The organism is Sinomonas sp. RB5 (assembly GCF_054063535.1).
The window spans coordinates 163,919-174,329 of record NZ_JBSSGJ010000009.1 but is presented as its reverse complement, the minus strand read 5'-3'; the positions used below and the strand labels follow the sequence as shown (position 1 = coordinate 174,329).

Annotated in this window: 11 protein-coding genes; 3 read left to right on the top strand and 8 right to left on the bottom strand. The window is 71.5% G+C overall.

Annotated features, from left to right (window positions below):
- Positions 1-576: SDR family oxidoreductase (locus ACVWWH_RS12505; RefSeq protein WP_457316793.1), on the top strand; the 576-nt coding region annotated here is incomplete at its 5' end.
- Between the two features lie 97 nt (positions 577-673).
- On the opposite strand, the gene ACVWWH_RS12500 is transcribed toward ACVWWH_RS12505, so the two are convergent.
- Both ACVWWH_RS12500 and ACVWWH_RS12495 read right to left on the bottom strand, forming a co-directional pair.
- Entirely contained in the window at positions 674-1,063 is a 390-nt protein-coding gene (locus ACVWWH_RS12500; protein WP_066499250.1) for a hypothetical protein, read from the bottom strand.
- Between the two features lie 104 nt (positions 1,064-1,167).
- Entirely contained in the window at positions 1,168-1,866 is a 699-nt protein-coding gene (locus tag ACVWWH_RS12495; protein WP_457316792.1) for a hypothetical protein, read from the bottom strand.
- A 121-nt stretch (positions 1,867-1,987) separates the two neighbouring features.
- On the opposite strand from ACVWWH_RS12495, the gene glgX reads away from it, so the two are divergent.
- Positions 1,988-4,135: a glycogen debranching protein GlgX gene (gene glgX, locus ACVWWH_RS12490; RefSeq protein WP_457316791.1), complete on the top strand. Its 2,148-nt coding sequence runs from the start codon at positions 1,988-1,990 to the stop codon at positions 4,133-4,135.
- 10 nt (positions 4,136-4,145) lie between these two features.
- On the opposite strand, the gene ACVWWH_RS12485 is transcribed toward glgX, so the two are convergent.
- From ACVWWH_RS12485 to ACVWWH_RS12475, 3 genes are all read right to left on the bottom strand, one after another.
- A complete protein-coding gene (locus ACVWWH_RS12485) occupies positions 4,146-4,370 on the bottom strand; it encodes a hypothetical protein (protein ID WP_066499244.1) in 225 nt (74 codons plus the stop codon).
- Between the two features lie 102 nt (positions 4,371-4,472).
- The gene (locus tag ACVWWH_RS12480; protein ID WP_457316790.1) at positions 4,473-5,948 is read right to left on the bottom strand and encodes a protein kinase domain-containing protein; all 1,476 of its coding nucleotides are present in this window, start codon (positions 5,946-5,948) and stop codon (positions 4,473-4,475) included.
- Positions 5,949-6,210: 262 nt separating this feature from the next.
- On the bottom strand, positions 6,211-6,954 hold the full coding sequence (locus ACVWWH_RS12475; RefSeq protein ID WP_457316789.1) for an SDR family oxidoreductase: 744 nt from the start codon (positions 6,952-6,954) through the stop codon (positions 6,211-6,213).
- Between the two features lie 82 nt (positions 6,955-7,036).
- Here ACVWWH_RS12475 and ACVWWH_RS12470 point away from each other — a divergent pair, with 82 nt between their 5' ends.
- Positions 7,037-7,606 (top strand): TetR/AcrR family transcriptional regulator, encoded by a 570-nt coding sequence (locus ACVWWH_RS12470; protein WP_084249543.1) that lies wholly within the window; start codon positions 7,037-7,039, stop codon positions 7,604-7,606.
- A gap of 539 nt (positions 7,607-8,145) precedes the next feature.
- Here the strand turns inward: ACVWWH_RS12470 and ACVWWH_RS12465 are convergent.
- From ACVWWH_RS12465 to ACVWWH_RS12455, 3 genes are all read right to left on the bottom strand, one after another.
- Entirely contained in the window at positions 8,146-8,397 is a 252-nt protein-coding gene (locus tag ACVWWH_RS12465) for a hypothetical protein (RefSeq protein ID WP_457316788.1), read from the bottom strand.
- 541 nt (positions 8,398-8,938) lie between these two features.
- Complete coding sequence (locus tag ACVWWH_RS12460; RefSeq protein WP_457316787.1) at positions 8,939-9,196, bottom strand: hypothetical protein; 258 nt, start codon at positions 9,194-9,196, stop codon at positions 8,939-8,941.
- A gap of 462 nt (positions 9,197-9,658) precedes the next feature.
- A complete protein-coding gene (locus ACVWWH_RS12455; RefSeq protein ID WP_457316786.1) occupies positions 9,659-10,195 on the bottom strand; it encodes a hypothetical protein in 537 nt (178 codons plus the stop codon).
- Positions 10,196-10,411 lie beyond the last annotated feature (216 nt).

Genomic DNA, 10,411 nt, shown 5'->3' with positions numbered 1-10,411 from the left:
GTCGGGCACGGCCTGACCCTCGTCCACGTCTCCAGCGACTACGTCTTCGACGGCGCCGAGGCCCTCCACACCGAGGACGAGCCGTTCTCCCCCCTCGGCGTCTACGGGCAGACCAAGGCCGCCGGCGACGCCGTGGTCTCCGTCGTGCCCCGGCACTACATCGTGCGCACCTCATGGGTCATCGGCGAGGGCCGCAACTTCGTGGCGACCATGGCCGACCTCGCCCGCAGAGGCGTGGAGCCCTCCGTGGTGGACGACCAGATCGGACGGCCGACCTTCACCGCCGACATCGCCGCCGGCATCCGCCACCTGCTCGAGGACCGCGCGCCCTACGGGACCTACAACCTCACCGGCGCCGGCCCCGAGGCCAGCTGGGCCGACGTCGCCGCGGACGTCTTCGCCGCCGCCGGCACCGATCCCGCCCGCGTCCACCGCGTCTCCACCACCGAGTACTTCACCCACAGGGCCGCCGCCCCACGGCCCCTGCGCTCCACCCTGGACCTGGCCAAGATCGAGGCCACCGGCTTCCACCCCACCCCCTGGACCGACCGCCTCCGCACCTACCCACTGGGCTGAACCGCTCCTGTTAGCCTTGGCCTGCACGGCATACCGCTGCCCTACAGGGGACTACGGGCGGAATTAGTTGCGGTGCCCCAGGCCGCCTCTTCGCACCTCACCCGTGCTCGGAGGTGGCCTGGTGCACTCCGGGCTCGGGGCGGCCGTTCACGGTGGCGATCCGCACGGGCGTCCAGTCGCCGAAGGCGAGGATGGACTGGGTGGCCGGCACGTCGCCGTCACGGAGCGAGGCCCGCTCAGTGAAGAACCGGTGCAGGCGCTGGTGGGCCTGGGAGGCGATCCGGATCCCGGCGCCGGTGGTGCCGTCCGTGCCGCGCATCTCGTGGTGCCAGTCGATCATCGTGTACTCGGCCGCGTCCCCACGTCCCACGGGGCGGGAGAGGATCACCACGCTGCCGTCCGGCGACACGGCCCGGACGTTGAACGGCCGCCGCCCCGTGTCGTGGAACGTCACCTTGTCGCCGAGGGCAAGGAGCCTGAAACCCATCGCCCGGCCTCCCGTCGCCAGTGGTTCGCCTCGGGACAAGGCTAGGCCGTGACGGGCCGCGGCGGACAGGGGAGAACGGACTGGCCGAAGTGTGACGCGCCGCGTCAGCGGCACTGGCCGGGTGGGACCGAGAGGCCCTGGCCGAGCGCCGCCAGGCACACCTGAGCCCGGGCCTCGGTGGACAGCCGCCCCCACGCCACGGTCGCGGACACATCCACGATCTGCGGGGTGACCGGGGCGGCCGGCTGCGTGGACGGCGAGGGCGCCGGGGCGGACGGCGCCGCGGGCGTCGGCGCGACGGTCGGGGCCGGCGGGGGAGCGGCGGGCACCGGGGCCGCCGGGACGGCCGGCCTCACCGGCGGCACGAGGGGCGCGAGCGGCTCGCGGTCGGGAGCCCGCGGCGCCGCCTTCGGCCGCGGCGGGGGAGCCGGGGCGGTGTGCGGGCGGGGAGCCGGCGCGACGGCGGGCTGGTCGCTCGGGGGAGGGTCTGCGGGCCGGGTGTGGGCCGTGATCGTCCTGAGTGCGCGGTCGGCGTTGTACGACTCGACCGCGAGGGCCACGGCGGAGCCGCCGAGTGCCACGAGTGCCACGGCGCCCGCGGCGGCGAGCGGCGCCGCAGTCCGCTGGGTCCCGGCGAGCACGGCGAGCGGGATCGCCGAGAGCAGGATCAGCCCCGCCACCGCGGCGGCCGCCGGGGCCACGAGGAACAGCACGAGCAGGAGCACGCCCACGCACGCCACTCCCAGCCAGAGCCAGGTGCGCCGAGCCGGCGGCGCCTCGACCTCGTCGAAGGACAGATCCATGCGTGCGCCTCCTCCCAGATGGACGGCTCACGGTGTCCCCACCCTAGCCGCGCGCCGGGGGCGGACCAAGGACCTGCGACCCTTCACCTCCGCGCCGCCGATTCTCCGCTACCCTCAGCGAATGGAGCCAAACACCCAGGACGCCTACTGGGGCGCCCGGCCCACGGCAGCCGGTACCGACTTCGCCCTCGCCACCGCCCCGGAGGCCGAGCGCGTGGAGGTCTGCCTCGTGGACCACGAGACGTGGGAGCAGCGCTGCTTCGACCTCGCCCGCACCGGCACCACGGCGGCGGGGCAGGCCGTGCGCTGGGAGGGCACCGTGCCCGCCTGCGCCGCCGGCCAGCACTATAGCTACCGCGTCCACGGGCCCTGGGACCCGGCCCGCGGGCTGCGGTTCAACCCCTCCAAGCTGCTCCTGGACCCGCACTCCCTCGCCGTCTCCGGCCGCAACGAGTGGGGCCAGCAGATGCACGCCTACGTCTTCGGCGCCCCCGCCACCATGGACACCTCGGACTCCCTCGGCCACAGCATGCTCTCCGTGGTGGTGGACCACGGCGAGTACGACTGGGAGGGGGACACCCACCCGCGCACCCCGTACAACGAGACGGTCATCTACGAGGCGCACGTCAAGGGCCTCACCCAGCTGCACCCCGAGGTTCCCGAAGCGCTCCGGGGGACGTACGCGGGAGCCGCCCACCCCGCCGTCGTGCGCCACCTCGCCGAGCTCGGCGTCACCGCCGTGGAGCTCATGCCGGTCCACCAGTTCGTCAACGACTCCACCCTGCTGGACAAGGGCCTGGTCAACTACTGGGGCTACAACACGATCGGCTTCTTCGCCCCGCACTCGTTCTACTCCTCCTCCGGGGACCACGGGCAGCAGATCTACGAGTTCAAGGAGCTCGTCAAGGCCTACCACCGCGCCGGGATCGAGGTGTTCCTCGACGTGGTCTACAACCACACCGCCGAGGGCAACCACCTCGGGCCCCAGCTGAGCTACCGGGGGATCGACAACGCCGCCTACTACCACCTCGTGCCCGGCAACGAGTTCTACTACATGGACTACACCGGCACCGGGAACTCCCTCAACGTGGGCCACCCGCTCACCCTCCAGCTGGTCCTGGACTCGCTGCGGTACTGGGTCACCGAGATGCACGTGGACGGGTTCCGGTTCGACCTCGCCGCCACCCTGGCCCGCGAGGAGGGGAACGTGGACATGGTCTCGCCGTTCTTCGAGCTCATGGCCGCGGACCCCGTCCTGTCCCGCACCAAGCTCATCGCGGAGCCGTGGGATGTGGGCCCCGGCGGGTACCAGGTGGGCAACTTCCCGCCGCAGTGGACCGAGTGGAACGGCAAGTTCCGCGACTGCGTGCGCGACTTCTGGCGCGGCGAGCCCGGGACGCTGCGCGAGCTGTCCATGCGCGTGGCCGGCTCCGCGGACCTGTACGAGGAGCTCGGGCGCAGGCCCAGCGCCTCGATCAACTTCGTCACGGCGCACGACGGTTTCACCCTGCGCGATCTGGTCTCCTACAACGGCAAGCACAACGAGGCCAACGGCGAGGGCGGCCGCGACGGGGCCGACGACAACCGCTCGTGGAACTGCGGCGTGGAGGGGCCCACCGACGATCCCGGGGTGCTCGAGCTGCGCGCCCGCCAGCAGCGCAACATCCTGCTCACCCTCGTGCTCTCCCAGGGCGTGCCCATGCTCTCCCACGGCGACGAGCTGGGGCGGACCCAGGGCGGGAACAACAACGCCTACTGCCAGGACAACGCCACCACGTGGATCGACTGGGAGCACGCCGACACGGAGCTGGCCGACTTCACCCGGCGCCTGCTGCGCCTGCGCTCCGACCATCCCGTGTTCCGCCGCCGGTACTTCTTCGACGGCTGCCCGGTGGACCCGGCCGAGGGCGACCCGCTGCCGGACATCGCCTGGATCGACGCCGACGGGTCCTCGATGGGCGAGGCCGACTGGGACGAGGACTGGGCCAAGTCCCTCGCCTTCTTCCTCAACGGCAACGCCGTGCCCGCCGTGGGCCGGCACGGCGCCCCCGGGGACTCCGACTTCCTGGTGATCCTCAACGCCGCGGACAACGACGTGGACTACCACATCCCCGGCGGCCTCTTCCCGCACAAGTGGACCACCGTGCTCACCACGTGCGCCGACCACCTCGTGGGGGAGACGGCCGCCGCCAACGAGGTCTACACGGTCCCCGCCCGCAGCGCCGTGGTGCTCGAGGCGGCGCCGGAGCGGCTCGACGCGGAGGACTGAGCCGCCGCGCCTACCCGCTCCAGAGGTCCCCGGCCTCGAGGCGGGCGAGCTGCGCGAGCGCCTGCTCCTCGCTGAGGCCGGCCCGGATCAGGTCGTCGAGGAGCTGCTCCTGGCGGCGGTGGGCGTACGGATCGATCGGGTCCGCATCCGGGGGCAGCGGGGGCAGGCCGTGCCACGGGTCGCTGGGCGCGGAGGCCCAGTGGTGGCGGGGCAGGCGTGCGGGCACGTCCTTCATGGCTCTCCTCCTGAACCTCCCAAGACCGTTCACTGACAACGATCCACGAGATGCCCGCGGCTCTGGAGGGCCTTTAGTCCCAGGGCGGGGTTCCCGGGGCCGTCAGCCCGCGGTAGGGAGACCCACGAGGGGCGCCTGTTCTGCGGGCATCGGTTCGGGCGTGCGCACCGGTTGCGGCGCGGGGACGACGGCGGGAGGCACGACGGCGGGGGAGCTCGCCTCGAGCGCGGCGCGTCGCAGGACGAGCTGGTCCATGACGAGGCCGGCCAGGTCCCGCAGCGTCGCGGCGTGGGACCTCGAGAGGGTGCGCGGGACCCGGTCCAGGACGGACAGCGTGCCGATGTTCGCCCCGGCGGGGGTCTTGAGGGGGACGGCGGCGTAGAACCGCACGCCGAGGTCCCCGCACACGAGCGGGTTGGCCACCGCGAGGGGATCCGCGGCGGCATCGGGGAGCACCCAGAGGTCATCCTGCAGCACCGCGGAGGCGCACAGGCCCGGGTGCCGGTCCACGTGGTCCGCCTCGAGGCCGTGGGTGGAGAGGAACCAGATCCTGTCCGCGTCCACGATGCTCACGGTGGCCATCGGGACGCCCAGGACGCGGGAGGCCAGGCGGGTGATGCGGTCGAAGGCGGCGGACTGGGCGCTTGCCGGCGCGGCGTAGCTGCGCACCTCTGCCAGGCGCAGCGCCTCCTCCGCCTCCGCGAGCTCGGGCAGCGGACCCGCGAGGGTGCCGAGGGCGGCCAGCCGCTGCAGGGCTGCCGCCGCCTCCGCCGCGCTGGGGCGTGCGGCCGGGTCCATGGCCGTCATCCCGGCCAGGAGCTGACGCCACAGGGGATCGACGTCGTCCGGGATGGGAGCCGGCAGCGTGAGCCGCCGGACGGCGCTCTCGAGCGGCGGCCCGGGGAAGGCCAGCCGCCCGCTGAGGCACTGGAGCAGCACGAGGCCCAGCGAGTAGACGTCGCTCTCCGGGCCCGCATGGTCGCCGCGGACCTGTTCCGGGCTGAGGAAGGCCGGGGTGCCAGAGACCGCGTCCTCGAGCGTCAGCTCGGAGTCGGGGATCCAGGCGATGCCGAAGTCGGTGAGCTTGGCGTGGAACCGCGCGGCCTCCTCCGGGTGGTCCAGCAGGAGGATGTTGGCCGGCTTGATGTCCCGGTGCACCACGCCGCGGGCGTGGACGTAGGCGAGGGCCTCGCACAGGTCGTGGCCGATCTCCGCGACGGCCGAGGACTCGAGCGGCCCGTGCCGGAGGTGCTCGCGCAGGTCCGCTCCGGTGACCAGCTCCATGACGAGGTAGACGCGCGCGGCGCCGCCGGCGGTGCGCTCCGTCCCGGCGTCGAGGAGCGTGACCAGGCCGGGGTGGTTGAGCTGGGCGAGGAGCTTCACCTCCGTGTCGCTGCGCCGCAGCTCCGCCTCGTCCATGGCCCCGGGCTGCATCACCTTGACGGCGACCTCCCGGCCCAGGGACTCGTCGCGCGCCCGGTGCACCACCGCCGTCGACCCCCGCCCGATCACCTCGAGCAGCCGGTACCGGCCCCCCACCAGGTCCTGCTCCCCACCGTCGCGGCGATGCTCGGCCATCCCACCTCGTTTCTCGCGAACGGACGGAAGAAGGCAGCCTGAGCGGCGCCAGCGGGCCCGATTGCGCGAAGATTACCCAACTCGCCAGTAGGTGAAACCGCGGCCGGGCGCGGCAGGCGACGTCCCGGCGTCGACCGTCGGGGCCGGCGGGTGGCCTGAGACCCGAGGAGGGCCAGAGAGCGACTCGTGCAGCACCCTTCTGCGAACGGCAGCGAGTGCCCGAGGAGGCCGCCGGTCCACCAGCCCGAGTACTTGGGTGCGGTCAGTTGAGTCCGCCGTTCGCGCGGAGGGCCTGACCGTTGATCCAGTGTCCGGACGGGCCGACGAGGAACGCGACCGCGTTGGCGATGTCCTCCGGTGTGCCGAGGCGCTCCAGGGGCGAGGCGTTCGCGAAGAACTCGACCTGCTCGGGGCTCTTGCCCTCGAGGAACATGTCGGTGGCCGTCGGCCCCGGGGCGATGGCGTTGACGGTGATGTCCCGGCCGCGGAGCTCGTGGGCGAGGACGAAGGTCATCGCCTCGACGGCGGCCTTGCTGGCCGCGTAGCCGGTGTAGCCGGGCAGGACTCGGCCGATGACGGAGGATGAGAAGTTCACGACCGCGCCTCCGTAGCGGACCCTTCGGGCAGCCTGCTGGCTCACGGTGAAGGTGCCGAGCACGTTGGTCCTCAGCATCCGCTCCAATTCTTCGAGGTCGAATTCTGCCAGGGGCGAGAGCGACATGCGGGCTGCTGCGTGGACGACGACGTCGACGCCGCCGAAGGCCTCTTCGGCGGCGTCGAACAGCGCCGCGACGGCCGCCGGGTCGGTGACGTCCGCTTGCACTGGGACCGCGCGCGAGCCCAGCCCCTCGACCGCTGCCACGACCTCCTCCGCCGCGCCCGCGTCCTGTCCGTAGCCCAGGACGAGGGAATAGCCGTCTGCGGCGAGGCGCTCGGCAACCGCGCGGCCGATGCCCCGCGAGGCTCCCGTCACGAGGGCGACACGATGGTCGTCAGTTGCGGGCATGGGATAGCTCCTTCGGCAGTATATTTCTAGTCTGGAGACTAGAAATATACTCCAGGCTGGACTTCGTGGCAGACTCGGTCCCATGGCGGAAGCAGTCTTGGGCCGGCGCGAGCGGCAGCGTCTGAGGATGCGGGCCCGGCTGCTGGAAGCGGCCCTGTCGCTGTTCGAGGCGCAGGGCTTCGAGTCAACAACGATCGACCAGATCGCCGAGCGCGCGGACGTCGCCCGCCAGACCGTGCTGAACCACTACCCGGCCAAGCGGGACTTCGTCCTCGCCTGGGGAGAACGGCGCAGGCAGGAGGCGGCGGCCGCCGACGTCCTGGGCGCCGGCTCGATGCGCGAGCGGCTGCACCGCCTCTACGACGTGCTGGCCGAGGTCAACGAGCGTGAACGCCAGCTGACCCGGATGCTGCGCGGGCAGATGGTCGTCCCCCAGCCCATCCCGCCAGCGCTCACTGCCGCGCTTGACGACGGCGCGGCCACCGGGGAGCTCCTCAAGGGGATCTCGGCCCAGGATGTTGCCGAGATCCTCGCCGCGGTCTACTTCGACACGCAGAACCGATGGCTCCTCGAAGAGCCCGCCGGCTTCGACCTGAAAGCGGCCCTCAGCCGCAAGCTCGACCTCATCCTCGGACAGCTCACCAGCACCTGACCCGGGAACGCACAGCAGACACCGGCGGCCTTTCGGCAAAGGTCGGGGCCGTCGCATGCCGGGGGTCCCCTCAGCTTCCAGGGTCGATGCGGTCCTAGATGTGGAGATTGTGCAGGAGGCTGAGCTTGGTCCGGGCGTGGGCCTGCATGCGGTGGAGGTTCCCATCTGGTCTACGGCGCCTGGGCCCCGGCGACATCCCGCGTTGGGACGAAGCGTAGGGTGAACCAGGTGGGTGAGCGGCGGTGGCCTTTGCGGATCGGCTGGATCGGTCTGGGAGTCGTGAGCCTCGGCATCATGGGCTTCGGCGTAGTGATCGCCATCGCGCCGATGGGCGCCGACGAGTTGCTCTACCGCGCTGACGGAGTCGCCTCGATCGGACTGGGCCTGCTCGGCGGCCTCCTCGCGGTGATCCCGTACGCCGGCGCGAGCGCTGGGCATGGATCGCGCTCTGGTTCTACCCCGTTTTCTGGACCATCCATCTGGTCTTCGAACTGCCGCCGGGCAAGGACCACATCCACCAGGTCGTCTTCATTGCCCTCTCACTGCTTGAGCTGCTCCTGCCTGTGCGGGCATTCTTCCCACGAGGCCGAACTGTCGTCCGCTGAAGGATCCTCTTGCGAGCAGTGCCCGGCAAGCGGTGCGTACCCTGCCCCCGCCAGCCCTTTGCCGCTGATTGCGCTCGCTGCCATGATGAGGCCGGCGAAGGCATAGAAGTGCAGGCAGCCGAAGACGAGCCCGCTGACGAAGACCTGGAGGACTCGGCTGCGGCCGGCCGCGGCCAAGCGGTCCATCAGGACGCCGGAAGAGGGCCTCCTCGAAGACCCCAGCAACCACAGCGGCGAGGACCGCGAGGAGCTTCAGAGGGGAGATGAGGCCGACGGCGGCCTCCACCCTCGGATTCCCCCGACGGTGATGACGATGTAGCCGGCGGCGATGAGCACAGCCCCGACGAACGCCCATACCGGGGCGACTCCCGCCAGGACCAGCCCCACACGGGCCTCTGTGCCTACCCTCAGGACGAACGCGGCCGCCAGGGTCGCTGCCCCGAGGACCACGAGCGCCCGCGCGAGACGCCGGGCCGTGGCCGAGGGCCACCAGCGCCGCCGACCGACCGCCTCGCTGAGGCGCTGGCCGCGGATCTGCCACGCTCCGCGCGCGTTGTTGGGCTCGTGACGGGTGGTCGGATGAGGTCAGCGGGTGGCGGCGGGCTCGGGCTGCGGCGGCTCCTCCGTGCCGTGTCCAGCCGAGGCTGTGCCCAGCCGAGACGATGTGAAGAGGCGCCTCTCAGGTCGAGCCCCGGCTTGAGCGCCTGCCCTAATTAGCGGCGGATCCCTAGGACAAGGGTCCTTGTTCGGCGACCAGGCCGCTGTCGAGCAGGTTGAGCAGGAACCGGCACGGCCAGGGCTTCCCGCACCGCCTGCATGGGTCGCCGATGAAGGGGCCACTGGGGCCGTGCGCGTGGACGGCCGGTTCCCAGGTATCGACGGTGAAACGCTGCCTGGTCGTTCCGTGGGTCTTGGCGCGGGCGATCTGGCGGAGGATGTCCTCGTACACCGGCATGGCACGTTCGTGGTGGGTTTCGGCGCCCATGGGATCCCCCTCGAGGCTTCCGTCCGAGTGACAGCGGCTCTTCCGCACCGTCGCCGGCGGGCACTGGCCCGCCAGTGCGGTCGTTGCCCGATTCCGCGACTGCCAAACGTGCCGCGGGAGACGGTGCTCGAGCAGCCCGCGGGCCGATTCGCCCGTGGACCCAGGCATTCCTCGCGCCGGCGGTTCGACCCAAACCGTGATGACATTCTCTCGATAATCATTTGACTAGCTTGTCGCGCAGTGGGTAGGACGGTATTGGATCCGCTGGCTCTGGCGGAGGGTGGCGGGGTCGCGGGAGTTTCGTTCATGGGGGGCTTCCGCGGACCCGCCCCACGGGATCAATCCATGCCTACCGCGTCCGTGGCAACGATCGTCCTCCTCCGGGCTTGCGACCGGACGAGGACGCCGGGGGTCTTACGCGCCTTCGAGCGCGGCCGGCGACTGCCGCCGCGCTGTCGGTTCTCAGATCGAGCCGGTCATCACGTACCGATAGGGAGGCGCCGCCTTCTCCGAGTTGAGCCGCTCTATGGCGAGATCGCCCTTGCTCCCATCCGGGTACGCCCTCACCCACTGGGCAGTCCTCCCGTCGCGGTCCTTGGCCACGGCGTCCCAGCCTGCCGCCCGGGCCCGTCGGTCGAGGTCCGCGTACACGTCCGAGGCAGGTGCCGTGGAGGTGAAGTCGACCTCGTAGCTGGCTCCGAAGGTTCCGCCGGATCCGAAGACGACCGGGTCGTTGTGCGCAGGGGTCTTCTGCTCGCCGGTCTTGGTCGAGCCGGGAGGGAGCGAGGCGAAGACCGGGTCGCTGAGCAGGTTCGCCAGCGGGTGCGCGTCTGTGCTGCTCGGATCGGGCCGCTTGGACCTGAGCGTCATGTTCTGCCCCGGAGGGTCGGTCCTGGCCGGCTGCGTGCTCTGGCCGGAGCCGCATCCCGCGAGGACGACGCACCCCACCACGAGGGCAGAGACAGCCCTCAACGCGCGGATCCCGTCGACAAGCATCATGATGAGTCCCCCCTGCATTCCGACCAGCGCTGATCGGCACTTCCAGACGGAAGTGTAGGTGCCCGGGGCCAGCGTGTTGAGAGGCGCCGAAGGAGGCGATCGGCAGGGGTCGCGGCTGCTAGGGCAACTGGTCGGCGAGGTCTTCGATGGCCCAGGCTGGTTTGGCGCTCATCGCCCTTTCTTCCCCGACGTCGGCCGGGGAGGACAGCTTCGAGG